This window comes from Paenibacillus sp. V4I7 (assembly GCF_030817275.1).
GTDB lineage: Bacteria > Bacillota > Bacilli > Paenibacillales > NBRC-103111 > Paenibacillus_E.
Map to the genome: position 1 here is coordinate 1,511,527 of NZ_JAUSZD010000002.1, position 25,457 is coordinate 1,536,983.

Genomic DNA, 25,457 nt, shown 5'->3' on the forward strand with positions numbered 1-25,457 from the left:
ACTAATGAAAGAAAGCGAGTGTGGCTCATTCATGGATACTAACGTTTTAGCGATACCGACCCTGCAGCAGATGGCCTGGCAGGACTTGGAGCTGGGTATGTTTTGCCATTTTGGCATGAACACGTTTTGCGATCAGGAATGGGGGGAGGGTACAGACTTACCACAAAAGTTCAATCCGACGCAGCTGGATGCGCGCCAGTGGGTGAGGACAGCAAAGCTGGCCGGATTTAAATATTTTGTTTTGACGGCCAAGCATCATGACGGGTTCTGCTTATGGCCAACGAAGACGACCGATTATTCGGTTAAGTCGAGCCCTTGGAAAGATGGACAAGGGGACGTTGTCCGTGAAGTGTCCAATGCTTGCCGGGAGGAAGGCTTGCAGTTCGGTTTGTACTTGTCGCCTTGGGACCGTCATGAGCCGTGCTATTCGGACAAAGCGGCATACGACGATTTCTATGCCGAACAATTGACGGAGCTGTTGACACGGTACGGTCCGCTTGTTGAGGTATGGTTTGATGGGGCAGGCTCTCAGGGACGGGAGTACGACTGGCAGAGAATTATCGGACTTGTCACACAGTACCAACCGGATGCGATGGTGTTCAATATGGGGCAGCCGACGATTCGATGGGTTGGAAACGAAGACGGCGTTGCCCCATACCCGTGCTGGAATACGGCGGAGAGTGCACGCGAGAGTATGTTCACAAGTGACATGCTTACTTGGATGGAAGGAACTACGTCATGGGTGCCTGCGGAGTGCGATGTGCCGATTCGCAAACGGCATTGGTTCTGGCATCCGGACGACGAGAGCAGCCTGCACAGCTTGGAACACTTAATGGATCTTTACTACCGCTCTGTCGGGCATGGTGCTACACTGTTGTTAAACGTGGCTCCTGATGACCGCGGTTTACTGCCGGAAGTGGACGTTCAGCGTGTGATCGAATTGGGCGATGAAATCCGTCGCCGGTTTGATGCTCCGCTTGCTGTTACAACAGGAGGAGGAACGGAAGTTACGCTTCATTTGGAGGGCGAGCAATTCGTCGACCACGTTGTTTTGATGGAAGATATCGCGCACGGCGAACGGGTACGGGAATATGTGCTTGAAGCGAAGTGTAAGGGCGAGTGGGTGGAGCTTGTAAAAGGAAGCGCCATCGGTCACAAAAAAATCGACAAGTTTAAAGCGGTTGAGACAAGCGAATTGAGAGTCCGGTTTACCGCGTGCGCAGCGACGCCGATTGTACGTAAATTTGCCGCTTACTCAGTAAATTGATTCGAAGGTTGAATGTTAATCGATGAATACTTGGAGGTATGAAGATGAAAATCGGGCTTAGTTCTTATAGTTTGCTGCAGGCGTTGAAGTCGGAAAAAATGACTATTCTGGATGTTGTTCAGTGGGTGAAAGACAACGGAGGCGAGCATCTGGAGCTTGTTCCGTATGGCTATACGCTTGTAGATAACCTGGAGTTGGCGGATGCGCTCAGGGATAAGGCGAGATCGCTCGGCATTGACTTGTCGAACTATTCAATACCCGCTAACTTCGTGCAAGGGACGGAGGAGGAATTCGAAGCGGAGATGGACCGCGTCAAGCAGCACGTTGATCTTGTGCATCGATTGGGCATGAGGCATATGCGCCATGATGTTACTGCCTTTACACTGCCTCCAGAGAAAATGACAATCGAATACTTTGAAAACAGTTTACCGCTCATCGTTCGCGGAAGCCAAATTATTGCCGACTATGCGGCAAACTACGGCATTACGACAACGATTGAAAATCACGGTTTCTCCGTGCAGGCGAGCGACCGGGTGCAGCGCGTGCTAGCCGAAGTGAACCGTCCAAATTTTAAAACGACATTGGATGTAGGTAATTTTATGTGCGTGGACGAAGCCCCACTTGTCGGCGTGCGTAAAAATTTACCTTATGCTTCTTTAATCCATTTTAAAGACTTTTATTTCAGACCGTACTATCAAGACCCAGGAGAAGGTAATTGGTTCCGAACTACAAACGGAAATTATTTAAGGGGCGCAATCGTCGGCCATGGAGACATCGAGATCAGAGAAATCATAAAGCTGATCAAAAATACGGGCTATGATGGCTACGTAACTGTAGAATTCGAAGGAATGGAAGACTGTGAAATCGGTTCGCGGATAGGTATGAATAACTTAAGAAAATTGTGGAATGAAATGTAAGTGAAAGACTTCTGTCGAGCGTTAAGTTGCTAAGGATAATGTAAGGAAAGTAATCAATTACGAGAAGGCAGCCGTCCAGGATCGGCTGCTTTTTTCGCATAAGGGTAGCATGCTAAATTCAAACTTTCACTGTACAATATTTGGTTTTTCTCCTATGGTGGAAAATAATTCAAAAACTTTTCAAGGGGGAAGATGCATGTACGGAAAAATACCGTTGTTTATAGTGACAGGTGCAAGTGGTGCAGGGAAGACATCAGTTGTTAAGGAACTGAGAGGATTATTACCAGATGTTGATATTTTCGACATTGATTCCATTCATCCATTTGTGGGAGACGACTGGAACAAAATTCAAAATATTTGGCTTCGTGTTGCAAGAAATATAGCCGAAAGTGGTCGAATATCTATAATATGTGGAACAATGATGCCATGGGATGTTGAAAAGTGTGAGGATTATCATTACTTCAAGAATATTTACTATTTGAACTTACATTGTGATGATGAAACCCGTGAATTACGATTACGTGCAAGGAATTGGTCAGAGGAAATGATAGAAGAGCATAAATCCTTTGCAAAGTGGTTGCTTGAAAATGCTGACAAAGCATACACACCATCAATGCCGACCGTCGATACTTCTAAAACGGCGGTAAATGAAGTGGCTCTTCAAATACGTGAATGGGTACGTGGACATATCAAAGTGTAATTATAGGGTGTATGAATAACCAGAACTCATATTTTATCCAATTGCAGGTGTATACCATTAAAGGATGCATCTTCGAGGGCTATCCTCCGAATCCGAACGGAATCGGTTGAGGATATCCCTTTCCTTATGGTTTGGCGAGCCAAAGCTCGTCGGTAGAGTCTGAGAATCCAGAAATCGACTTCTCAGCAGACCGTCCCGCGCGTCCGTGCTGATTAGCTCATAAATGATTTCGAACAATGAAAAACGTTGGTACGGGAATAATGATGCAATTTTTTTTCCTTTTTGAATGAAAATCGGTTATTATGTTAATGAAATAAAAATAGAAAGTGGGATCAATCGTGGGCCGTAAGTGGAATAACATTAAAGAGAAGAAAGCTTCTAAAGATGCAAATACAAGTCGAATTTACGCTAAGTTCGGGCTAGAAATTTATGTAGCAGCGCGGAAGGGTGAACCGGACCCTGAAGCGAATCGTGCTTTGAAAGTTGTACTCGAACGAGCAAAAACCTATAATGTGCCGAAAGCAATTATTGATCGCGCCATCGATAAAGCAAAAGGAAGCTCAGATGAAATTTATGAGGAGCTTCGTTATGAGGGCTTCGGACCAAACGGTGCGATGGTCATCGTGGACGCACTGACGAATAACGTGAACCGTACAGCTTCAAGCGTACGTGCAGCATTTAGTAAAAATGGCGGTAATATGGGTGTAAACGGCTCAGTCGCTTATATGTTCGATGCCACCGCTGTCATCGGTATTGAAGACAAGAGCATCGATGACATCATGGAAATTTTGCTGGAAGCAGATGTAGACGTTCGTGACATTGCTGAAGAAGATGACATCGTTATGGTTTACGCTGATCCGGAGCAGTTCCATGCTGTTCAAGAATCATTCAAAAAGGCTGAAATCACGGAGTTTGCCATTGCTGAACTGACAATGTTAGCGCAAAACAACGTCACCTTATCGGAAGAAGGACAAGCCCAATTCGATAAATTGATTGATGCTTTGGAAGATTTAGAGGATGTGCAGCAGGTTTATCATAACGTGGAATAACCAGCAAGAAAATTGGTCTCATAAAACAACGAAAAAGGCTGGTTCCTGTACGCAAAAGGAACCAGCTTTTTTGTATAAACAAGATATGTTTCAATAGGCACCAGTCTACGAGATCTGTCTGCCTTTATTAAGGGACTTCATATCTATATTGGAGTTGGCAAGCAGAGGAAGCATCTTCACGCTACTAATCATGGGAGAAAGGCACAGGTGGCAAGTTGGAACGTACTCAAACGCAAAATTGTCCCGAATCCAGCCCTTACAACCTTCTTTCTTGCAAGCCCAGATTTTTGTGTTTTCCTGAGGGAGATCCTCTAACGATTTTCTTCGAAAATACAAAGTTAACTCCTCCTTAGATTAAAAAAACTGCCCTTAACACTTGTTAAGGACAGTTTACTTTGTTTGTTTATTACAGTTTTACAACATTCTCGGCTTGAGGTCCGCGGTTGCCTTGAGCTACATTAAACTCTACACGTTGCCCTTCGTCCAGTGATTTGAAACCATCGCCTTGAATCGCGGAGAAATGTACGAATACGTCATTTCCGCCTTCCATTTCGATAAAGCCAAAGCCTTTCTCTGCGTTAAACCATTTTACTGTTCCTGTTTCCATAATAAATTACCTCCAAATAGTTATTTAACATGTTTTTTTAAACAAAAAAATCACACATTGAAAAAGGTACCATTACACAAATGATCACTTTTTCAATATGTGAATTTATGTTAGAGCTGTTTATAAGATCATCTTAACACATAAAAGTATGTAAAGCAAATTAACATGGATCCAATTTGCTGATCTCCCAAAGACCAATCACATCATATAGTTGTATAATGCAAGTATATAGTTTCGTCATACAAAACTGGAGGGGAACCGTCATTAAGGCAAATGAAATCATGGTTCGTCAAGTCTACAAGGTAAAAGAAGGCGATACTGTACGCGTCGTGATTGAAAAATTTATTAAGCACCGAATCAGTGGGCTTCCCGTTGTTAACGATCGGAATGAAGTGGTTGCTTACCTTAGCGATGGGGATATTATGCGTTATATCGGCAAGCATGATGACCATGTCTTCGGTTCTTATTTCTACACGGCAATCATCAAGGGAGACAATGAAGAGTTCCACGAAAGAGTGCGCAGCTTGCTTCCTTTGAATGTGATGAAAATCGCCAGAAAGAAGGTATTTACCGTAGACTCAGAAGAGGAGGTAGAGCAAATTGCTGCTATATTGGGTAAAAAACGAATTAAAAAACTGCCTGTACTGCACCAAGGCGTTCTTGTCGGAATAATAAGCAGGGGGGATGTTATTCGGCATTCCTTTCAGTCTATTTTATAAGGATCTTTCAAGCAATAAGACGCTATTTTTTTCAACAACAAACAAGGAGCAGACTGCAGCTGCTCCTTGTTTTTAATAGATAGGGCAGAGTATTCACAATCCATTGGTAGCTGAGAATTGACCTTTGAAGAAATAAGCTCTTGATTTGTGAAAATACTGCAATTCCGCATAACGATAATACGCTACAGAATTGCTGGCATTAATCATCCTTTGTCGTTCATAATGATCCGCCAAGGCTGCGTGCTGTAAGTAATTTTGTTGTGCAGATTGAATCATGGATTGTTGACCTGCTGGCATTTGTTGAGGTTGATACATGTTAACAACCTACCTTTCCTGAAATTCGTTTATTATATGCCATAGGATTTTCCTTGGTCAAAGGTGTGGCTAACAGGCAGGTTAGCTGATGGTAAATTGTTGAAAATCGAACGAAAGGTTTGATTTGCACTTGCTTTTGCTTGGCGAATTACAAAGACCGTTAATTATCGTTATATTTCTGAAAATAATCGTGTAGAGATCTCTTTCATTTCATTCCTATAATGGACATGAATGTTATTACATTTTACAAGGAGAGATTTTATGCGAGAAAGGATTGCGAAATGGGTAGCTTTGTTCATGCTTTTGTTTATGACTGTCCCTTCCAATGCCGGTATTGGCGTTCAGACAGCGTATGCGGAAAGTCAAACCTACGAAGCGGAAGCACCGGTTAATGTTTTAAGCGGTAACGCGTCAGTGGCCGAATGCACCGTATGCTCGGGAGGAAAGAAGGTAGGCGGCCTCTATCAAGGAAGCTCGCTGCAATTCAATGGAATTACCGTGAGCGAAGCTGGAAGCTACAAGGTGTCGGTTTCTTACATATCCGGCGATCCTCGTTCGGTGAACATCCGTGTAAATGGAGGGAATGCGGAAAATTACGATTTTCCCAAAACGGCTGACTGGAACACGGTCGGCACTTTTGATGTCACGCTTCCATTAAATGCCGGTACGAACACAATCATGTTCGACGACGGAAATTGGTATTCGCCGGACATTGACAAGATCGTAATCGCGCCCACAGCAACTCCAAATCCCGGAGGAGGTGGTGGAAGCGAGACTCCGCCGACATACGCACAATATTACGAGGCAGAGTCAGTAGTAAATATGCTTAATGGTAAGGCTTCCGTATCCAATTGCGGCAAGTGTTCAGGAGGCAAAAAAGTCGGCGATTTGTATCAAGGAAGCTCGTTACAATTCAATCAAATCCAAGTGAATGCTCCTGGTATTTACACGGTGAAACTGTACTATATTTCAGGCGATCCTAGATCCTTGCAAGTCAGTGCTAACGGAGGGACAGCCGAGCTGTATGATCTGCCGAAAACGACGGATTGGAACACAGTAGGGACGTTTGACGTCGATCTTTCTTTAACGGCGGGCAGCAACACGATCATTTTATCTGACGGCAATGCATACTCCCCTGATATCGATAGGATCGCAGTGTCGCCCAAAATCGTTACCTATGAAGCGGAGTCTTCCGCTAACACACTTGCTGGCAAAGCTAGCATTGCGAATTGCAGCAGCTGTTCCGAAGGTAAAAAAGTCGGCAATATATATCAAGGCAGCTCCTTACAATTTAACGGGGTTGAGGTGGGGTCAACCGGGAATTATCAAGTAACGGTTTCTTATATATCCGGCGATCCTCGTTCCGTACAAGTGAGAGTAAACGGCGGAGAAGCTGAAACGTACGATTTTCCGAAAACACCCGACTGGAACACGGTGAATACGTACGTCATTCCTTTAGCTTTAGTGGCCGGGAGCAATACGATCCAGTTTGCTGACGGCAACGGCTACTCCCCAGATTTGGATAAAATCGTGGTCGGTCCGAAGAGTGAACCGAATCCTGGCGAAGACGATAACGTTGGGGGCAGCCTTGGCGAGCCCGTCGAGTCGAAACAGTACGGTTCCATCACCGTAACGCATTATACGTATGGCGCGACTTTTTCGAACGGTGAGACTACCATTACGTATCATACAGACAGCGGTCTGGCGGATTATTCCTGGAAGGACGCCAAAATTGTAAAAGGTGTATACGGCAGCTTACAATTGGGCGAACTTGTTACTAGCAAGAGTTATACCAGTCATACCTTATCGGATGCTGCGATCGTCCCGGTTCATGACGGTTTCGGTACTGGGCTTCGGTTTACGGTAATCAACGAGTCACCCGGTAAACCTTCGCTGCATCAAATCTATACCATGTATGAAGGAAAGAGCTTCTTCCTTACCCAGTTAGAAGCGGTTAATACTTCATCCATGACGACGAATAACATGGCTCCTATCGTTGTAAACAATAGCGGCGGAGTGGATATTGGAAGCTATGCGGATAACAGAGCGCTATTTGTCCCATTTGATAATGATAATTGGATTCGGTATAAGGCCCAATCGATCAACACTGCGAACACTGGGTACGAAGTAACGGCTATTTACGATAACACGAATCGAAATGGTCTCGTGATCGGCTCCGTCACTCACGATACATGGAAGACGGGTATTACTTGGAACGGGTTTAATAATAAATTGAATAACCTGACGGTGTATGGCGGAGCAGCATCCAACATAACGCACGATGTCGAACCTCACGGAAACATTTCAGGTACTGAATTAAAGTCACCAACCGTGTTTGTCGGCTATTTTGCGGATTACCGTTCTGGTCTCGAGGAATACGGACGTGCGAACGCTGTATTCACCCCGCCTTTAAGCTTCCAAGGCTCTGTTGCCCAAGAAGTACCGGTAGGCTGGAACAGTTGGGGGGCCTACGGCAGCAATCTCACCTATCAAGATGTGATAGATACGTCGAATTACTTCAAGACACACCTTCAAAACAATAATTATAACAACAATGGCGCACTCTACATTAACTTGGACTCCTATTGGGACAATTTATCGGATACCCAGTTGCAAAATGCAGTGGCAACAATCCGTCAAAATGGTCAGCAAGCCGGTATTTATTGGGGACCCTTCGTTTACTGGGGCAATAATATGAGTCAGACGGTCGAGGGTACGAACAACCAATATACGTACGGAGACATTGTATTAAAGGATAGCACTGGGAAAGTTTTGCCTACTCTGGATGGCGCCTATGCGCTTGATCCGACTCATCCGGGCACGAAAGCACGAATGGATTATTTTTTGGGGAAATTTAAGGCTTTAGGTTTCACTTATATCAAATTAGATTTCTTAACACACGGTTCTTTGGAAGGGAAGCATGCCGACCCAACCGTGACCACTGGTATTCAAGCTTATAATCAAGGGATGGCTTACGTGAACAGTGTCATTGACGGCAGTATGTTCATTAGCGAATCGATTGCGCCGTTATTCCCCAGCCAATATGCACACAGTCGTCGAATCTCTTGCGATGTGTACGGTAAAATCAGTGAAACCGAATATGAGTTGAACGCGCTTACCTATGGTTGGTGGCAGAATGGTACGATTTACCCGTACACCGACCCTGATCATATGTCGTTGTCTAGGGCAAGTTCCTTGGACGAAGCGCGCAGCAGAGTAAATTCTGCCGTTATTTCCGGTACGGTCTTCTTGAATTCGGATGACGTTCGTAATGAGAGCGCTCAAGCCTACATGAACGAGTTATTGACGAACAAGGAAATCAACCGAGTCGCTTTACTAGGAAAAGCTTTCCGAGCGGTCGAAGGGAACACCGGAGCAAATGCGGCTGATACGTTCGTTCTGAATGACGATGGAACTTACTATGTCGCTGTCTTCAATTACAGCGCAGCTACCTCTTCGACGAAGTCTGTCGATCTGGCCCGTGCAGGATTGAGTGGCATCAGTCATTATCTGCGCACGGATTTATGGACGGGAGCTGAGGATAAGGTGAGCGGTAAGCTGAACGTAACCCTGAAGCCCGCCGAGTCTAAACTGTTTAAGCTTCAGCTTGATTCTATTCCTCCTACGACGAGCGTCGTCTTCGATGGGATCAGCGGTACTGGAGCCTTTACCAACAAAGACATCACGATGACGTTGAGCGCAGCGGATCAACCGGGAGGCTCCGGCATCCAGTTGACTGAATATCAGCTGAACGGTGAAAATTGGGTAACGGTCAACGGACCTGTAACGCTATCCGAGGAAGGCGTTTACAGCATTCATTATCGATCGAAGGATCGATCCGGTAATGTGGAGGATGCCAAGCAAGTGACTGTAGGCATCGATCGCACAGCACCCGTTGTCCGAATAACGGATCCATTAACCATCTGGCAAACAGATCCGTTGAGCCTGCCTGTTCAGATCACGGATGCGCTAAGCGGCATAAGCAATAGCACCGTTCAACTGGATAAGAAAATCATGGGCAATCCAATCATAGCTGCCCCTGCAGCTTTAGCCGTTGGAAACCATGTGATCGAGGTAACCGGGACGGATCTGGCCGGCAATGTAACGGCGAGTACGTATACGCTTCAGGTACAGATAGATGCCAATCATTTCATTGATCTCATCAACATCGGTGTTGCGAACGGTTCGATTACGATTTCAGACAAAGGGAAGGAATTGCTTGCCAAAGTGGAAGCGATTGTGCGCAGCAACAATAAAGAAGTGACTGTCCGCCAACTAAAGGCGCTGCGCATCTTTGTGGAAGCTTTAACCGGCAAAAAGATCAGCAAAGAATTTTCTGTGATTCTCATCGCTGACATTGATTATCTCATCCAGAATGTCAGTAAATAGACGTAAGAAAAAGGGGCTCTTGGAGCCCCTTTGTTACACATTTTTATTGGGTTAGGGTAAGGCGATTCCCCAATTGGCTTCGTTCGGCAGCTTCGTGAAGGTAGAAAGGCCATTGGGGTTATCAATGTTGTATCTTATAATATCCAATCTAGATCCCAATTTAAGCCATATTTTCTAATCAACTTATGAACTAATACCGTGCAGCGGAATACGAATTTGCGCCTTCGTCCCGATGCCGAACTTACTATAAAGCGTAACACCGTATTCGTCGCCAAATGCTAATTTGATCCGCTGGTCAACATTGGTAATCCCATACCCCGAGACGTTGTCGGTTTTATTCAGAGCGCGTTCCAGTGTTTCAGTCCGCATGCCCATCCCGTCGTCGATCACTTCCAGATAAATATCACGATCATCTTTGTACACCTTGATGATGATATTAATTCCCACGTCATCGTCCCAAACGGCATGATTGATGGCGTTTTCGACAAATGGCTGTAACGCCAGCTTGACCGTTTGATAAGCAAGCACGGAGTCGTCAATCGCATAATGGAGTCGAAGCAGTCCCTCGAACCTGTGTTGCTGGATGGCGATGTAGTACTTGGTGAGTTTGATTTCTTCACTGATGGGCACTATCATTTTTCCTTTATTTAAGGAGATCCTGTAAAACTTGGCAAGGTGAGAGACCATTTCGCTGATCGTGTTATCTTTGTGTTTAACGGCTAATGCTGAGATGGACGCTAACGTATTATATAAAAAGTGCGGATTGATTTGGGCTTGCAGCATGTTCATTTCCGCTTCTTTCTTCGAAATTTCCTTCTTGTAGACCTCATTGATCAGTTCTTTCAGGCGACCTGTCATTTTTTTGAATGCAAATGATAACTGGCCTATTTCGTCATGCCCCATAAACTTCATACTGACATTAAAATCTTCCCGTTCTACCCGTCGGATGACCTGAAGCAGGGATTCGATCCGTTTGGTGAAGAACCGTGCTGTTATATAAATCAAAACAACGGAGATAGCTATGCTGCTCAAAGCCATGATTAGAATTCGCTTGGAGGCGATTTGAGCGTTGGTAATAAAGCTTTTGTATGGGATGACAGAAATCGTTTTCCAGCCATTCTTGATCGTGTTGTAAACGACGAGTGATTTCTCGCCATTGTACAGGCTGTCGAAGCTTCCTGAGTTGTTATCGCCGAAAGTACCGGGGATCAATGTGCCTATATTTTGGTTCAGAAGCGCTTTATTGCGGTTAGATAAGATATTGCCGTTCTCGTTGACGATATAAATATCTTTTTGCTTATCTTCTTTTTCCATGAGCCGATAAATGTCGGCTTCGGCAATATCGAACGTAAGAATACCGTAAGGAAAGTTAAGGCTGTTGTTATTGAGCAAACGAGCCAGCTTGAATACGGGTTCAGTGACAGCTGTAGTTGCGGAAACGCTGTATGTCACATTACCGTAAGAATGGGCGATCGACTCGTACCAATTGGTTGCTTTGGTCGCAGCATCAATTCGCTTAATATATACGCTGTCCGCAGGAAATGTCGTATTGCTCGTGTGGATGGATACAGCTCGAATGTCGGGATTCGTGGCCAGTACATTATTAATCACATTATTGAAATAAATATACGAATCCAAGTACTCTGTACTGTCTTCAGTGTAATCTTTGGTCAGGAGCAGACGCAGTGTGCTATCCAAATAAATGGATGCGGATATTTTCGAATAGGAATCTAGCTTCGTTTCCAAGTTGGCGTTAAGTTGATCTGTCGTTGCAATCATATTGGTATAGATTTGCGTCGTTAGCTCCCGTTTGGTCGTGTCATAGGAATATTTTACGAAAAACAATAACGGTAAGATCGAAACGATGCAAAAGACGGCGAACAACTTGCTGCGCAAACTGAGATTAAGAAACGTTTTGACTATAAACCGGAGTGGCTTGGGCAATCGTCCTTGTATCATAAAAGTTTTTTCCGGTATTCGTTGGGTGTCGTTCCTTTGAACTTCTGAAACACAGAGCAAAAATAAGAGACGTTTTCGTAGCCTACGGATGCTGCAATCTCATGGATTTTCTTGGATTTGTCTTTAAGCAGTTCAGCAGCGTGATGAATCCGCACACGTGTCAAATATTCCAATATGGTTTCTCCTGTTTTATCTTTAAATATGGTTCGTACGTAATTGGGTGACAGATACACTTGTTTAGCGATATCCTCGATGGTTAACTGACTGCTGAAGCTGCGGTCGATAAGACTAGCGATTTGATGAATGATATGAAGATTCTTATCCTTGTCCTTTTTCTTCATAAGGGAGAGGATGGAAAGGCAGACATCAAGGATGTGAGCTTCGATTTCATTGATGGTTGAATAATTGGCTATACGCTTCCAATCGTCGACATACATAGAATTGACGGAGTCACCCCCGAGTAAATTGGCAAAATGTTGCTCAATGGCCGTAATAAGGCGCAACGAGCTTGAGCATACCAGATCTCTGTCGACCTTCGAGGTGCGCATTTCTTCAAAGAAGTCTTGAATCACGGTGATAGCCGCAGATTCCTGCAAGTGGGAAATGGCATGACAAAGCGATGCAATTACCGGTTCAGGGTTCACCTCTTTGTAGACCGGCTCGACGGCTTGATCGGCCTTTGTACACGATCCCAAACCGAAATAAAATTTGCTTTCATTCGCTAGTTTGGCACCTGCACATAAATCGTATAGGCTTTCGAGGCCCATAGCAACGCCCGATACACCGATTGAAAGGATGGCGTCGTTTCTGTCGTTTACATACCGAATCAGCTGCTCCGCTGCATGGCTAAGCTCTATTGACGGGTTATCAAGCTTGTGACAGAGAAGTACGAAAGTTCCTTCCTTGATTTGACAGAGAAAGGAACGGGGTATTTCCGTCTGTGTGAAATTGCGGATAAGTGTCACGAGCTCCACCCCATAATTGCGGATAGGGTCAACTGTTATATATAAAATTTGAAAAAAACCGCTCGAAGGCATTTTGGATGGAAGCAGTAACAATTTATCAATCCATTGGGACCTTACTATGGGACTACTTTCCAAGATCAGCTCTCTCAGATAGGATTCCTTTAGTACTTCCGAGGTTTGGGAGGAAATCCGGAATTCCTCGCACTTCTGTTTGACTTTCTCCATTAAATGCTGGAGCTCCCCCATGTCGAGAGGCTTTAATAAATAGCCGATCGCTTCTACAGACAGTGCCGCTTTAATATAGTGAAACTCATCGTGGCCACTTAGGAATGCGATCTGGACATTGCGATTGATCTGTTTGGCCCGTCTGCTGAATTCCAGCCCGTCCATAATCGGCATACGGACGTCTGTTAATATGATATCAGGACGAAGCTCTTCCATGCGCTGAAGCGCTTCTCTGCCGTTCTTCGCCGTTCCAGCGACACGAATGCCCATGTCTCCCCAACGAACGTAATCGGCGAGCATCTCGAGCTCCATTTTTTCATCGTCTACAAGCAATATGCTGTACATTGAAAGCGTTCCCACCTTTCCAAACGCTGAGATAACTCATTTTATTGTAAAACGTATAACTCAAATAAACAATGACCTCGCCAAAGGATCGTTCATTTGGAATATGATTCTGAAGATGCTTGTATAGAATTGTTTTCTACTCATTCCTATAATGAGAATATACAAAATGATTATGGTTGTGACTGAGCGGCACAAGCCGCCGCAGCCTGGAAAAGGCGGGTTATACATATGGAAGCGCGACTCAGAAGGATGAGAGGACAAAAATATTTATACTTAATGATCCTGCCCGCCTTCATCTCTACCATCTTATTTTCATATGGTCCGATGTTCGGCTTGTACATGGCATTCATCAATTACTCGCCCGGCGGTGGTTCCTTTTTCCACCAGTTTTTTACGAGCAAGTTTGTCGGTTTCGAGTGGTTTCGGTACTTCTTTACAAGCGGTGATTTTTATATCATCATGCGCAATACGATTGCGCAAAGCGTCTTATCGCTGTTGGTTGGATTTCCGGCGCCGATTCTGCTGGCCTTAATGATCAATGAGGTGAAGACCGGCTTATTCAAAAAAGTGGTACAAACGGTATCCTATTTGCCTCACTTTATATCCTGGGTCATAGCGGCAAACATCATCATAACGCTGTTATCCTCGCAAGGGCTGATCAATAAGCTGCTGATGCTTATGAACATCACGGAGCAACCGGTGCAATTTTTCCAAAACGGCCATTATTTCTGGGGGATTATTGCCATATCCAATATGTGGAAAGACATGGGATTTAACGCAATCATGTATTTGGCTGCAATTTCCGCTATTAATCCCGAACTATATGAAGCAGCAAGAGTTGACGGTGCCAGCCGCTTGCGCCAAATGTTTCACGTCACACTTCCGTCTTTACGCCCAACGATCGTAATTCTGGCAATTTTGTCAGTGGGAGGTATCTTGAACGCGGGGTTCGATCAACAGTATTTGTTGCAAAATAACACCATCTTGAAATATTCGGATGTTATCGATACCTATACGTACCGATACGGATTACAGAACGGCATGTTCTCTTATGGTGCTGCAGTTGGGCTGTTCAAATCGGTCATTGCCTTTATCCTGGTCGTCAGCGTTAATACGCTCTCCAAGCGAATGAATCAGCAATCTTTGTTCTAATAAGAAAAGATAGGAAAGGGTGGATACGAATGAGAACAAAATCGAGTGGCGATATCGTCTTCGCCTGGTTCGTTTATGTGTTCCTTCTTCTGGTATTTATCGCAACATTCTACCCCTTCTGGAACATTCTCGTGCTGTCTCTAAACAGTGCGGAGGATACGATCCGGGGCGGCGTTTATTTCTGGCCGAGGGTGTTTTCCTTAACAAGTTATAAGCAGATTTTAGGCGATCAGGAAATTATTAATGGGGTCAAAGTGACTCTAGCACGTACGTTGATCGGCACGCCTCTCGCTGTTCTGGTTATTAGTCTGCTTTCTTACCCGCTCAGCAAGCGTGACTTGGTCGGTGGGAAGTTCATCACACTTTTCTTCATATTCACGATGTACTTTGGCGGCGGCTTAATCCCCTACTATATGATCTTAAAGAGCCTGCACCTCATAGACACCTTCTGGGTGTACATTGCGCCGGGTCTTATGAATGTGTTTTTTATGATTTTGGTACGCACATTTATTCAGCAGCTTCCTGGGGAATTAGATGAATCTGCGAAGATAGACGGCGCGAACGATTTGCAAATTTTCGTCAAGATCGTGTTGCCGCTGACGACTCCTGTGCTTGCTACGATAGGGTTGTTTGTAGCGATAGGCCATTGGAATTCTTGGTTCGATTCCTATGTATTCACCTACAAGCCTGAACTGAAGACGCTGCAGGCTGTTCTCGTCAAAATTTTGAATCAGTATCAGACGTCTTCTATGGTGTCGGATGCGCAGCAGATGGCGGATTCGGCCAAACGCCTTGCCGTATCGTCGGATTCGATACGCATGGCTGCAACGATCGTGGCAACGGTGCCTATTGTCATCGTGTATCCGTTCTTGCAAAAGTATTTTGTCAAAGGCATGACCGTGGGAGCAGTCAAAGCCTAATCCAGCTTTCTCATTCTTGAAAGGCGGTGGTTGGGAGCGCAATCCGCAGAGGATAGGACGGTATCCTATTAAGCAAGGTAATCAGATGTTTCCAATACAATTAGTCAAGGGGGATTTTATTCCATGTTCAAGACCAGGAAAACGTTCAACGTGCTGCTTTCAACGGTCCTTATGGGTTCTGTCATCGCTGGTTGCTCTACAAAAGAAAATACGGCTTCGCCAAGCGATAAGCCAGCCGTTGCAACCGATAACAAAGCAAACGATACGACACCGATTAAAATGACGTTCTTTGATAAAAATACAGGTGATGCCTTTACGAACGAAGTTGCCAAGGAAATTACGAAACGGACGGGCGTTACGATCGAAATCCAGCAGCCTACGGGCAATCCTTCAGAAAAGCTGAATCTGATGCTCGCTAGCAGCGATCTGCCGGATGTTGTACTAATGGACCGCGGAGGAGATATCGTCAGCAAGTACATCGCTGCAGGGGCGATTATTCCGCTGGATGATTTGATTACGAAATACGGTCCCAACGTGAACAAAATGTATGGGGACACTTTGAAAAAGACACGGTTTACCGACGGGAAAAATTACTACCTTTCTAACTGGTACGGCTCGGAGAATGAGCCTGTATTCGGCATGAATATGCGCAAGGATTGGCTTAAACAGATTGCTCCGGACAAAGCTGAGGGCGGAAAGCCGTTCACGGCAGATGAATTTGAAGCGCTGCTGAAGGATTTCAAAACAAAGCTTGGCAAAGTGGACGGCAAAGACGTATTCCCGATGAGCTTCAACGGTGAAAATATGGGCGCTGTGCTTGGAACGTTTAAAGGCATGTGGGGGATGAAGACATACTACGAAGATAATGGGACACTGAAGTACGATGTAAAGGACCCGATATATAAGGACATGCTGATGTACTTGAATAAGCTGTACCGCCAAGGATTGATTGATCCTGAATGGCCAGTCAACAAGAAGCAAACGTGGGAGCAAAAGATTTCTAACGGACTCGTATTTGCATCGCCAGGCGCTTATTGGGATTTCGGTACGCCTAACGGTGTGCTTAAGAAAGCAGGCGGACCTGAAAAGCAGCTCTACCCGTACAAGCTTGTGGGACCTGGCGTTGACCCGGCAAAAACAACATTAGGGCCAAAAAGCTCGCTCGGTTGGGATGCGATAGCGATCACAAAGACGAATAAAAACCCAGAAAGAACGATGAAACTCATTGACTTCCTGGCTAGTGAAGAAGGCCAATACCTTCTCATGTGGGGGATAGAGGGTGTGCACTGGGATATGAAGGACGGCAAGCATACACCGCGTCCGGAAGTTCTTCAAGGCTTTAAAGACGATTGGGATAACTTCGCGAAGAAAACAGGTATTCGCAAATGGACTTGGTTCGTGAAGAACGGTAAAGGCTCCGATGGTACGCCGTATGATTTGCCGGGCCGTTACCAGCGTGGCGAGATCGACCAGATGGCACTGAAGAACTTGTCCGATACGGTGTGGGAAACATCGGCTTATGATAATCTCGGCCCTGCCGGCGGCACCCCGGATGCGCTTGTCAGCCAGAAGATTTCAGATATTATGAGCCAAACGATTACGAAAGTCATCATCTCCAAGACCGAGACGGATGCAGCCGCTCTATTCGATAAAATGCTTGCCGATATGAAGGCAGCTGGCGATGAGAAAGTGGAGAAAATCATTAACGACAACTACAAGAAACGCATGGATCTTTGGAAATAAGAGAGGATGCAGATCAGGAAGCCGAGGCACTGTTCCGGCTTCCTTCTTCATTTAAAAGGCATGAAAGGAGCGGGTTAATGATGACATCCAATACGGTGATCTTTCAAGAGTTGAACGGGCAAGTGGTTGGAGAAAATGGGTTATGCCGAATTATTGTCGATCTGGCGAGCGGATTAACCGATTACGAATGGTTCACCGGCGGTCGCTTGAGCGGCGCTTACAGCGCAGCGCGGATCGAAGAGAAATACGTTGCTTCGACCGATTATTCGGAACACAAGCTAGCTGGTAGCGGCGCTCAAATGATCCGCGATGATTTCGGCACTGGCTGCCGGTTCTCTGTGATTCATTCGGCTGAGTCGCTTCCGGTCATTACGCAGACGTTTTGGCTATATGAAAAAGCGCCCTACTTTTTCGTTCAGGTTGAGCTGGAGGGTGTATCGGAAGCATTGGAGACAAACTACATTTCTCCAGTGACGGTGGATGCAGCTATGGGATCATCCGCGATCTCTTTGGAAATGGCAGCAGAGGAACTGCGCGCGCTGTTGGTGCCTTTCGATAACGACAAGTGGGTACGTTACGAATCAACTGCCATGCCGAACCAGCTGGAAAGCTATGAGGTAACGGCAATTTTCGAACCTGCATCGAGAAAAGGGCTAGTTGTTGGTTCAGTTACCCATGATACATGGAAAACCGGTCTGAGAGTAGTTGGTCATGAAGGAGCGGCTATACATCATCTGGAGGTATACGGTGGAGCCGCAGGCGAGTATACGCGCGATACCATTCCGCATGGTACGCTAATTGGCAGAACGATTACATCACCGCGTATCTTTGTGGGCATGTATGCGGATTACAGAACCGGACTGGAGGAATACGGAAAGGTCAATGCTGTGATAGCTCCACCTCTTCAATGGGAACACGGTGTTCCATTCGGATGGAATAGCTGGTCGGCGGCAGGGGGAGAACTCGACTACGAGCTTTACATCCATACGTCGGACTTCTTAAAGAGTTTGTATGATGGAGGGTTTCATCATCAGGGGACGGTCTACATAAACTTTGATTCCTTCTGGACGAATTTAACGCAGCAGCAGCTCGAAGACGCCGTGCGTCACGTTCGTGACAATGGACAAAAGCCCGGCATTTATTGGACGCCTTTTGCCTTCTGGGGGAACGATTTCGACCGGGTCGTGGAAGGCACGGACGGCAAGTATACGTACCGAGATCTTCTGCTGCGTGATGGTCAGGGGCAAATTTTACCTGAATTGGACGGCGGACTTGCGATTGATCCTACGCACCCTGGGAATCTGATGCGGACGGAGTGGCATCTTGAACGGTTTGTCAGGTGGGGCTTCGAGTACATTAAACTCGACTTCCTTGGACACGGAGCTTTGGAAGGCATGCATTACGATAAGGAAGTGCGTACAGGGCTTCAGGCGTATAACCTTGGCATGGCGTTGATCAAGACTAGGCTTGATCCCATGGTTATCGGACGTCCATTCTTTATCAACTTGTCCATCGCGCCAATGTTTCCACATCAGTACGCTCATAGCAGGCGCATCTCTTGTGATGCTTTCGGTACACTGCAAGATACGGAGTACATGTTGAATTCTCTCACTTATGGTTGGTGGATGAATGGGACCCTTTATCCGTTCAACGATCCTGACCATACGGTGCTATATAAGAGCTTTAACCAAGAACCTACGATGGCGCAGGAAGGTAGGAGTCGTCTAAATGCTTCCCTCATTGCCGGAACGGTTCTTCTCATGGGGGACGATTTTCGCAAAGAGGAAGCAAGAACGAGGGCAGAGGATTGGTTAACCCGGCCGGAGCTGCTAAAAATTGCAAAGACAGGAAAAAGTTTTATTCCGCTTGAGGGAAATACCGATGCGGCTTCTGATGATGTTTTTTTCCAAATGTCAGAAGACGACTGCTTTATAGCCGTGTTTAACTATAATAAAGATGAAACGGTTGAGAAACGTATATCCATTGAGCGTTTGGGTCTGCCCCATAATGCGACGTATGAGCTGCATGATCTCTGGGAGGAAACCGCGATTCAGACGTCAGGAGACATAAGCGTTCGCTTGGAGCCGGCGGAGTCGAAGATTTATAAGTTGATTCTGTAGAGGGAAGAGCTGCGTAGGCAGCTCTTTTTTAACCACATAAGAAAGTATAATTTTCGGTTCCCGAAAACCGCTTTCTTATGTAGTCACCCATCTTTGAATGGCCACGATAGAGGTTTTCTCATTGGTGGAGTTTTGCTGATGAGCCCAGTCCCACCAGTCACCAAACCGTAAACCGCTCAAACGTCCATTTCGTGTCGATTCTCCAAAGCCGCTCCTTCTGCCAAGTAACCAAATAATTAATGTTTACTCACCTGTGAACATATTCTTGATTATCTACCTGCCCTCGCACTCAACTTTCTACAATATCTCATCTCATGCCCAATTTTAGGCAAGCCGCACCTTAGTTCTTCTATCTGCATCCGAAATTCAACCCGAATCCGACATCACCAGATTTTAGCGGAACGTAGATGCCTTATTTTGCTCAAAAACACGTATATCACGTTTTAGCGGAACGAGGATCCGCTATTTCTCGTTTTCGAGGTGTAAAATCGGTAAAAAGCCAAAATAGCGTACCCACGTTCCGCTCATCGGACTTGCAACGGCATAATTGCCGAAATAGCGGATCCTCGTTCCGTGTGATCCTCAGATTAGCAGCTTGTACAACAATTTTCCCATCGCTTGTAAATCATTCATGCTGTTGTAGTTTTTTTCTATATTTCATCGGTGTCGTGCCTACAAGCTTTTTGAAAGCCTGGCAGAAATATGGGAAATTGTTCATTCCCACCTCAATGCTGATCTGCTCAATCCCTTTGTTGCTAGTTATTAAAAATAGACAGGCTTGTCTGATTCGTCTCGCGAGAATATAATCCATCAACGTAGCGCCGGTTTCTTGTTTAAAGATACGTGAAACATAATATTTGGATATATGCAGATGATCCGCTAACGTATCGAGTGAAATTTCTTCTGAATAATGCCCCTCTAGCCAATTCATGATTTTTTCAGAATAACGAAGCTGTCTTTGTGGATTAAATCCATTTCCATTTTCAATTGGATTTCCAAATCCTTTTGCATAGAGAAATTGAAAAATCTGCAGCAGGAGTAAAGCGAAATTTTGCTGTTTGGCATCGTGCTGATATTTGGAAAACCCTGCATGATGATGCTGAAATAATTGGTTGATAAAGCTATTATTATCAATTTGCTGGAGCACCTGCTCTTCGAGTTCCTTTTTCCATAAATGCTGAAAATAAGCATTCAAGTGTGGAAATGAAGCGAAATAGGGTTCAAATATAGAGGGCTCTAAGGAGATAATCGTTCGTTCGAATGGGGCATCCGGACGAACTTCAACTTGAATGTGATGTAATTGATATGGTTGCAGGTAGAGGAAGGTGCCAGACTGAATCGTGTAGACTTTGCTATTCACCACAATTTGCCCAGTGCCTTGATGCACATATAAAAATTCCATCCCCTGATGGCAATGGTAGAATCCTTTATAATTCTCAGTCGTTATCTTGCGATAGCTAAAGCGATAGGGGATTTCATGTAATTCTACATCTTCTAAGAATTTCATCGTCTGCATGCCTCCTGATGATTAGCTCAGAATAGTGTAACATGTCCTAATCAATGATGACAAGAAAACAACAATTCCATGCAATACGGTGTAATTTAAAACAGACAGATTTAATAGTAAGGCAAGAGAGCCATTGCCTAACATGTGAGTTAGCAATGGCTCTTTTATTATTTTCAATTATCATCATTTAGAGGAATAAAATGAACAAACTCTCATCCAATTATTTAACAAGGCCATGTGGATCAATAACAAATTTCCGCGAAACGCCTCGATCAAAATCTTGATAGGCTTTGGGAGCATCATTCAATGAAATAAGTGTTGCATTTACAGCTTTAGCAATTTGTGCTTTGCCGCTAAGAATAGCCATCATCAAATCTCTATGGTATTTCATGACAGGTGTCTGACCTGTAACGAAGGTATGGGATTTTGCCCAACCCAGTCCGAAACGAATTTTTAGTGTACCTATTTTTGAATCTTCGTCAATAGCACCTGGATCGCCAGTCACATAAAGCCCTGGAATTCCCAAGCTTCCTCCTGCGCGTGTTACTTCCATAATTGAATTCAGCACGGTAGCTGGCGCTTCACCATGAGATTTCCCATGTCCATGAGCTTCAAAACCTACGCAATCAATAGCTGAATCCACTTCAGGTGAGCCCAATATTTGATCGATTTGCCCAGCTAAGTCACCATTTTCACGTAGATTGACCGTTTCACAACCAAAACTTTTCGCCTGAGCAAGACGTTCCGCATTTAAATCTCCGACAATAACAACGGCCGCTCCCAGTAACTGAGCAGAGTGAGCCGCTGCAAGACCTACTGGACCCGCGCCGGCAACATATACGGTTGATCCAGGACGCACACCTGCACTAACAGCACCATGATAACCCGTTGGGAAAATATCAGAAAGCATCGTTAGATCAAGGATTTTCTCCATCGCTTGCTCTTTATTCGGAAACTTCAATAATTGGAAATCTGCATATGGCACCATCACATATTCCGATTGTCCTCCAACCCAACCGCCCATATCGACATAACCATATGCGGAACCTGGACGATCCGGATTGACATTTAGACATACGTTTGTATTCCGTTCTTTACAGCTCCGACAACGACCGCAGGCAATATTGAAAGGAACGGAGACGAGATCTCCCTTTTTAATAAATTCCACATCGCGTCCAACCTCAATAACCTCACCAGTAATTTCATGACCTAAAATGAGGCCTGATGGTGCAGTCGTTCTACCTCTAACCATGTGTTGGTCACTACCGCAAATATTAGTTGTCACGACTTTAAGAATAACGCCATGCTCACATTTGCGGCCCACATTCAATGGATTGACGCCTGGGCCATCCTTAAGCACCAAATCTGGATATTCCGTATTTCTAACCTCTACACTACCTGGCTTACTGTAGACAACAGCTCTGTTTCCTGACATTTTCATTAACCTCCTATTATCGATTTTTTCTTCAAAATTAGGGTGTGATCGTGCTCCATAGATCTCTTACTACGCGCTGCAAGTACAGAGACTGCTGCCATCGGTCACTAATCTCTTTGTTCCTCCCGCTTGCTTCATTCGTTGTTATTGCATAAGGGGGAGGACCTAGTTCAATTACGACTGGGAATACATCATTTGTATTAGCCTGAAGCAGCCAATTTTTCATTCCCAATTGCCACCATTTAATAAAATGGGAGAACATGGGATGATTTTGTTCCTCACCAGGGTCAATTTGTATTTGCTCTCCGTTCGATATTCGTGTATGTATGCTAGAAGTGTTCGAAAGTAATGAAAGAAGTAACTCGTCCGCTTCTTGAGAAACAGTATGCAGTTCCCCAGCGACGATGTAATGGGAAAAGTCGATTGTTAAAGGTAGAGACTTTAGTTCTCTAACGTATTCAACGGTACGTATTAAATCTTGGGTAATAGTACCCCTATGTGTTTCAATGAAAACAGGAATTCCCGCATCTTTAGACAGTTGCTCAATTCCCTTCAAGAGCTGAATGGCAGATTGACCTGTCATGAATGGTTGCATGACTTGTGCATTAATAAATCCAATACCGCCAAAGGCTTTTGCTCTTTCTAGGAAGTCAGCTAGATCCTCGTACGATTTAGGGTAAGCGTTTACACTAAACGAAAGGCGATACTTGTCCAATAGATGTTTCCAGTAATCAGCTTTCTCGGGTGCAGGAAGGAATCCATTAATGCCGTCAAAACCATTGCTAGCGATTAAGGTTATTTTCTCTTCGTCAGACAATGTGTTTCCTTCAAAAACATCTAGATTATCCATCGCCCACCAAGACATTTGAACCTCTAATTGATTGTTCATGTTTCTCACCTCTTTTCTCGACGTTCATAGGGATTGTAAGTGACATCCATCTCACAATCTATAGTGTATGTTGAATTTCATATAGAAAGAAGTAATAATCTTGCTTTTTTTTCATGTAATCCTGCTATTATGAAGATTATTTTTGGTGCTAATTGTTTAAATAATATAAATCGTCTACTATGTAGTTGTATAAATGCTGCTATTATCAGATGAATGATTGGAGGAGCTGAAATCCAATGTTTCAATCATCGGTGGAACATCCCAAATACCAAAATATAGAACCAGGCATTATCATCGCTGACCATTTCAATGAAACGGACACCTATTCTACCAAGTGACCACAAGGTATGAAGGACTGGCTGCTCACGTATACGCTAGGGGGTCAAGGGTATTTCAGTGTCAATGGTAAGACAATCTATTGTAGTCCAAACCAAGTTGTTCTCTTAAGACCGGGAGTACCTCATCAATATGGTACATCCCATGGACAAACCTGGAATTTTGTATGGGCTCATTTTTCATCTCAATTGTTTGAAGCCCATTTGTTGCCTTTAGAAGATTTGATTATCCAAACCATTAATACAGATTCCACACGTAAGCGTATATATCGTGCCGTCAAGAAAGTCATAGCTGATTCTCGCGAACGCAATGTTTTATGGCATGAGCTTTGCAAGAATGCACTAAGTGATATCCTACTCCTTTTGACTGTCAATCAATCCAAAAAAACGGACCCTCGTGTCCAAGAGACACTCAATCTTCTCTCAGAAAGAATGCGAGAAACCATTAAAATTGAAGTAGTAGCTAAAATAATCGGCGTCTCATCATCCCGGCTTTCCCATCTCTTCAAAGAAAACACCGGATTTTCTATCATAGAAACATTGAACCGAATGCGACTAGATCAAGCTGCTCTTCTGTTACAACATACAAATCGAACCGCGTCAGAGGTTTCATTAGACGTTGGTTTTCAGAATTACAACCATTTCGCAAAATTATTTCATTCGCGTTTCGGAGTAAATCCAAGCAAGTTAAGAAACGAATTGATTAGTTAAACCTCTTCATTACAATAGGAGACAATGTCTCTATTTGTGAATAAAGAGGTTTTTTATCTAGGATGTATCCACCATATATAAGGTTTGCAACATATAAGGAATCGAAAAAAGTAACAAAGAAAACGTTCACAAACTAGTAGTAATCTATATAACATCAATGGGTTGTGCAAAATAACAACATTTCGGTGTCAACCAGCAAAACTAAAAAATGACCTTGTGCCTTATAATAGGAATATCGGTATCAGTTAACGAAGACAAATAAGGATGTGAACATAGTGGAATATACCACATTTGGCAAAACGGGAGTTCGAGTTTCGAAGCTAGGTCTTGGGGGCGCTCCGCTTGGCGGGGATTACGGTCCGGTCACGGATGAACAAGTAACTGAGGTGATCGATCGGGCCTTAGAGCTCGGGGTCAACTTTATCGATACAGCACCGTTATATGGAAGAGGAGAAAGCGAACGCCGTATTGGGAAAGCGCTGCAGGGCAAGAGGGAGAAAGTATTTCTTGCGAGCAAAGCTGTTATGCGGGGTGAGTCCTATTCGTACGACAATACGATTCGTTCTGTGGAGGAGAGTCTTAAGCGCCTAGGGACAGATTATCTGGATCTCATTCAAATGCACGAGCTTTCCGAGTCGAACACGGAAATTGGAATGAACGAAACGATCCCCGCCTTTCTTAAACTGAAGGAGCAGGGAAAGGTTCGCGCCATTGGGGTCAATGCATTTGATCCGTCTCTGTTGCTACCATTTATTCGATCAGGACATATCGATTCGATACAGACGTTCTGTCGTTATATGCTTATCGATTATACGGCCATGGATGAGCTTCTGCCGACTGCCCGAGAGCATGGCGTATCCGTTATTAATGGAAGCGTTCTCGGAATGGGGCTCCTTGCGGATAATCCAGCACCATTTATTAAGAAAGATTCGCCTCTAGTTAAAGAAGCGGAGCGTCGAATCCAAGAGATAGCCTTCTTACGGAAGACGGAGCCCAAAGGGTTGATTGAGCCTGCTATGCGGTTTAGCCTTTCTAGTCCGGACATTACAGTAACATTAACTGGAACGACTTCGTTATGCTCACTTGCCCTTAATGCAAGCTATAGCGATGGAGTTGGCTTACCTCAGGATGAATTAGATCGATTGCTTACTTTATTTCCAGGTCAGCCAATAACATGGTAATAGGAGG

At 44.6% G+C, this 25,457-nt stretch carries 20 protein-coding genes; 12 read left to right on the forward strand and 8 right to left on the reverse strand.

All coding sequences use genetic code 11. The annotated features are described in order from the left end of the window. Positions 1-31 precede the first annotated feature (31 nt). The 4 genes from QFZ80_RS08090 to QFZ80_RS08105 all read left to right on the forward strand — a co-directional run bounded on the left by QFZ80_RS08090 (position 32) and on the right by QFZ80_RS08105 (position 3,933). Positions 32-1,267, forward strand: coding sequence for an alpha-L-fucosidase (locus tag QFZ80_RS08090; RefSeq protein ID WP_307547597.1), 1,236 nt, complete (start codon positions 32-34; stop codon positions 1,265-1,267). Between the two features lie 44 nt (positions 1,268-1,311). Further along, positions 1,312-2,184, forward strand: coding sequence for a sugar phosphate isomerase/epimerase family protein (locus tag QFZ80_RS08095; RefSeq protein WP_307547595.1), 873 nt, complete (start codon positions 1,312-1,314; stop codon positions 2,182-2,184). 196 nt (positions 2,185-2,380) lie between these two features. After that, the gene (locus tag QFZ80_RS08100) at positions 2,381-2,884 is read left to right on the forward strand and encodes an AAA family ATPase (protein WP_307547594.1); all 504 of its coding nucleotides are present in this window, start codon (positions 2,381-2,383) and stop codon (positions 2,882-2,884) included. Positions 2,885-3,222: 338 nt separating this feature from the next. Beyond that, positions 3,223-3,933 (forward strand): YebC/PmpR family DNA-binding transcriptional regulator, encoded by a 711-nt coding sequence (locus QFZ80_RS08105; RefSeq protein WP_307558268.1) that lies wholly within the window; start codon positions 3,223-3,225, stop codon positions 3,931-3,933. Positions 3,934-4,038: 105 nt separating this feature from the next. Here QFZ80_RS08105 and QFZ80_RS08110 read toward each other — a convergent pair whose 3' ends face one another. Together QFZ80_RS08110 and QFZ80_RS08115 are read right to left on the reverse strand one after the other, a co-directional pair. Beyond that, on the reverse strand, positions 4,039-4,269 hold the full coding sequence (locus QFZ80_RS08110) for a cold-shock protein (RefSeq protein ID WP_307547591.1): 231 nt from the start codon (positions 4,267-4,269) through the stop codon (positions 4,039-4,041). 70 nt (positions 4,270-4,339) lie between these two features. Then, a complete protein-coding gene (locus QFZ80_RS08115) occupies positions 4,340-4,540 on the reverse strand; it encodes a cold-shock protein (protein ID WP_056625586.1) in 201 nt (66 codons plus the stop codon). Positions 4,541-4,803: 263 nt separating this feature from the next. On the opposite strand from QFZ80_RS08115, the gene QFZ80_RS08120 reads away from it, so the two are divergent. Then, positions 4,804-5,259, forward strand: a complete 456-nt coding sequence (locus QFZ80_RS08120) for a CBS domain-containing protein (protein ID WP_373460385.1) — start codon at positions 4,804-4,806, stop codon at positions 5,257-5,259. Between the two features lie 93 nt (positions 5,260-5,352). Here the strand turns inward: QFZ80_RS08120 and QFZ80_RS08125 are convergent, their stop codons facing one another. Continuing rightward, positions 5,353-5,574 carry a hypothetical protein gene (locus QFZ80_RS08125; RefSeq protein ID WP_307547585.1) on the reverse strand — a complete coding sequence of 74 codons (222 nt, stop codon included), beginning with the start codon at positions 5,572-5,574 and terminating at the stop codon, positions 5,353-5,355. Positions 5,575-5,835: 261 nt separating this feature from the next. On the opposite strand from QFZ80_RS08125, the gene QFZ80_RS08130 reads away from it, so the two are divergent. Further along, positions 5,836-9,963: an OmpL47-type beta-barrel domain-containing protein gene (locus QFZ80_RS08130; protein ID WP_307558271.1), complete on the forward strand. Its 4,128-nt coding sequence runs from the start codon at positions 5,836-5,838 to the stop codon at positions 9,961-9,963. Positions 9,964-10,146: 183 nt separating this feature from the next. Here the strand turns inward: QFZ80_RS08130 and QFZ80_RS08135 are convergent, their stop codons facing one another. After that, positions 10,147-11,922 (reverse strand): cache domain-containing sensor histidine kinase, encoded by a 1,776-nt coding sequence (locus QFZ80_RS08135; protein ID WP_307547582.1) that lies wholly within the window; start codon positions 11,920-11,922, stop codon positions 10,147-10,149. Beyond that, entirely contained in the window at positions 11,919-13,457 is a 1,539-nt protein-coding gene (locus QFZ80_RS08140) for a response regulator transcription factor (RefSeq protein ID WP_307558274.1), read from the reverse strand. Before QFZ80_RS08140 ends, QFZ80_RS08135 begins: the two co-directional genes overlap by 4 nt. Before the next feature lie 228 nt (positions 13,458-13,685). Here QFZ80_RS08140 and QFZ80_RS08145 point away from each other — a divergent pair, with 228 nt between their 5' ends. The 4 genes from QFZ80_RS08145 (at position 13,686) to QFZ80_RS08160 (ending at position 19,392) form a co-directional block, all read left to right on the forward strand. After that, entirely contained in the window at positions 13,686-14,609 is a 924-nt protein-coding gene (locus tag QFZ80_RS08145; protein WP_307558276.1) for an ABC transporter permease, read from the forward strand. Between the two features lie 29 nt (positions 14,610-14,638). Beyond that, entirely contained in the window at positions 14,639-15,529 is an 891-nt protein-coding gene (locus tag QFZ80_RS08150) for a carbohydrate ABC transporter permease (RefSeq protein WP_307547577.1), read from the forward strand. 123 nt (positions 15,530-15,652) lie between these two features. Then, entirely contained in the window at positions 15,653-17,272 is a 1,620-nt protein-coding gene (locus QFZ80_RS08155; RefSeq protein ID WP_307547575.1) for an extracellular solute-binding protein, read from the forward strand. Positions 17,273-17,349: 77 nt separating this feature from the next. Then, the gene (locus QFZ80_RS08160) at positions 17,350-19,392 is read left to right on the forward strand and encodes an alpha-galactosidase (protein ID WP_307558279.1); all 2,043 of its coding nucleotides are present in this window, start codon (positions 17,350-17,352) and stop codon (positions 19,390-19,392) included. A gap of 625 nt (positions 19,393-20,017) precedes the next feature. On the opposite strand, the gene QFZ80_RS08165 is transcribed toward QFZ80_RS08160, so the two are convergent. The 3 genes from QFZ80_RS08165 to QFZ80_RS08175 all read right to left on the reverse strand — a co-directional run bounded on the left by QFZ80_RS08165 (position 20,018) and on the right by QFZ80_RS08175 (position 23,223). Further along, on the reverse strand, positions 20,018-20,899 hold the full coding sequence (locus tag QFZ80_RS08165) for an AraC family transcriptional regulator (protein ID WP_307547571.1): 882 nt from the start codon (positions 20,897-20,899) through the stop codon (positions 20,018-20,020). A gap of 220 nt (positions 20,900-21,119) precedes the next feature. Then, entirely contained in the window at positions 21,120-22,334 is a 1,215-nt protein-coding gene (gene fdhA / locus QFZ80_RS08170; protein ID WP_057306716.1) for a formaldehyde dehydrogenase, glutathione-independent, read from the reverse strand. 37 nt (positions 22,335-22,371) lie between these two features. Then, positions 22,372-23,223 carry a sugar phosphate isomerase/epimerase family protein gene (locus tag QFZ80_RS08175; protein ID WP_307547566.1) on the reverse strand — a complete coding sequence of 284 codons (852 nt, stop codon included), beginning with the start codon at positions 23,221-23,223 and terminating at the stop codon, positions 22,372-22,374. 347 nt (positions 23,224-23,570) lie between these two features. Here QFZ80_RS08175 and QFZ80_RS08180 point away from each other — a divergent pair, with 347 nt between their 5' ends. Next, positions 23,571-24,269, forward strand: coding sequence for a helix-turn-helix domain-containing protein (locus tag QFZ80_RS08180; protein ID WP_307547565.1), 699 nt, complete (start codon positions 23,571-23,573; stop codon positions 24,267-24,269). 275 nt (positions 24,270-24,544) lie between these two features. After that, positions 24,545-25,450 (forward strand): aldo/keto reductase, encoded by a 906-nt coding sequence (locus QFZ80_RS08185; protein ID WP_307547564.1) that lies wholly within the window; start codon positions 24,545-24,547, stop codon positions 25,448-25,450. Positions 25,451-25,457: the final 7 nt, after the last annotated feature.

What these genes read in the sequence shown, in the direction of transcription:
- QFZ80_RS08115 (WP_056625586.1), bottom strand. Translation starts at nt 4,540, where the DNA reads ATGGAAACAGGAACAGTAAAATGGTTTAACGCAGAGAAAGGCTTTGGC.
- QFZ80_RS08150 (WP_307547577.1), top strand. Translation starts at nt 14,639, where the DNA reads ATGAGAACAAAATCGAGTGGCGATATCGTCTTCGCCTGGTTCGTTTAT.
- QFZ80_RS08145 (WP_307558276.1), top strand. Translation starts at nt 13,686, where the DNA reads ATGGAAGCGCGACTCAGAAGGATGAGAGGACAAAAATATTTATACTTA.
- QFZ80_RS08095 (WP_307547595.1), top strand. Translation starts at nt 1,312, where the DNA reads ATGAAAATCGGGCTTAGTTCTTATAGTTTGCTGCAGGCGTTGAAGTCG.
- QFZ80_RS08180 (WP_307547565.1), top strand. Translation starts at nt 23,571, where the DNA reads ATGAAGGACTGGCTGCTCACGTATACGCTAGGGGGTCAAGGGTATTTC.
- QFZ80_RS08135 (WP_307547582.1), bottom strand. Translation starts at nt 11,922, where the DNA reads ATGATACAAGGACGATTGCCCAAGCCACTCCGGTTTATAGTCAAAACG.
- QFZ80_RS08125 (WP_307547585.1), bottom strand. Translation starts at nt 5,574, where the DNA reads ATGTATCAACCTCAACAAATGCCAGCAGGTCAACAATCCATGATTCAA.
- fdhA (WP_057306716.1), bottom strand. Translation starts at nt 22,334, where the DNA reads ATGTCAGGAAACAGAGCTGTTGTCTACAGTAAGCCAGGTAGTGTAGAG.
- QFZ80_RS08100 (WP_307547594.1), top strand. Translation starts at nt 2,381, where the DNA reads ATGTACGGAAAAATACCGTTGTTTATAGTGACAGGTGCAAGTGGTGCA.
- QFZ80_RS08165 (WP_307547571.1), bottom strand. Translation starts at nt 20,899, where the DNA reads ATGAAATTCTTAGAAGATGTAGAATTACATGAAATCCCCTATCGCTTT.
- QFZ80_RS08175 (WP_307547566.1), bottom strand. Translation starts at nt 23,223, where the DNA reads ATGAACAATCAATTAGAGGTTCAAATGTCTTGGTGGGCGATGGATAAT.
- QFZ80_RS08155 (WP_307547575.1), top strand. Translation starts at nt 15,653, where the DNA reads ATGTTCAAGACCAGGAAAACGTTCAACGTGCTGCTTTCAACGGTCCTT.
- QFZ80_RS08130 (WP_307558271.1), top strand. Translation starts at nt 5,836, where the DNA reads ATGCGAGAAAGGATTGCGAAATGGGTAGCTTTGTTCATGCTTTTGTTT.
- QFZ80_RS08090 (WP_307547597.1), top strand. Translation starts at nt 32, where the DNA reads ATGGATACTAACGTTTTAGCGATACCGACCCTGCAGCAGATGGCCTGG.
- QFZ80_RS08140 (WP_307558274.1), bottom strand. Translation starts at nt 13,457, where the DNA reads ATGTACAGCATATTGCTTGTAGACGATGAAAAAATGGAGCTCGAGATG.
- QFZ80_RS08160 (WP_307558279.1), top strand. Translation starts at nt 17,350, where the DNA reads ATGATGACATCCAATACGGTGATCTTTCAAGAGTTGAACGGGCAAGTG.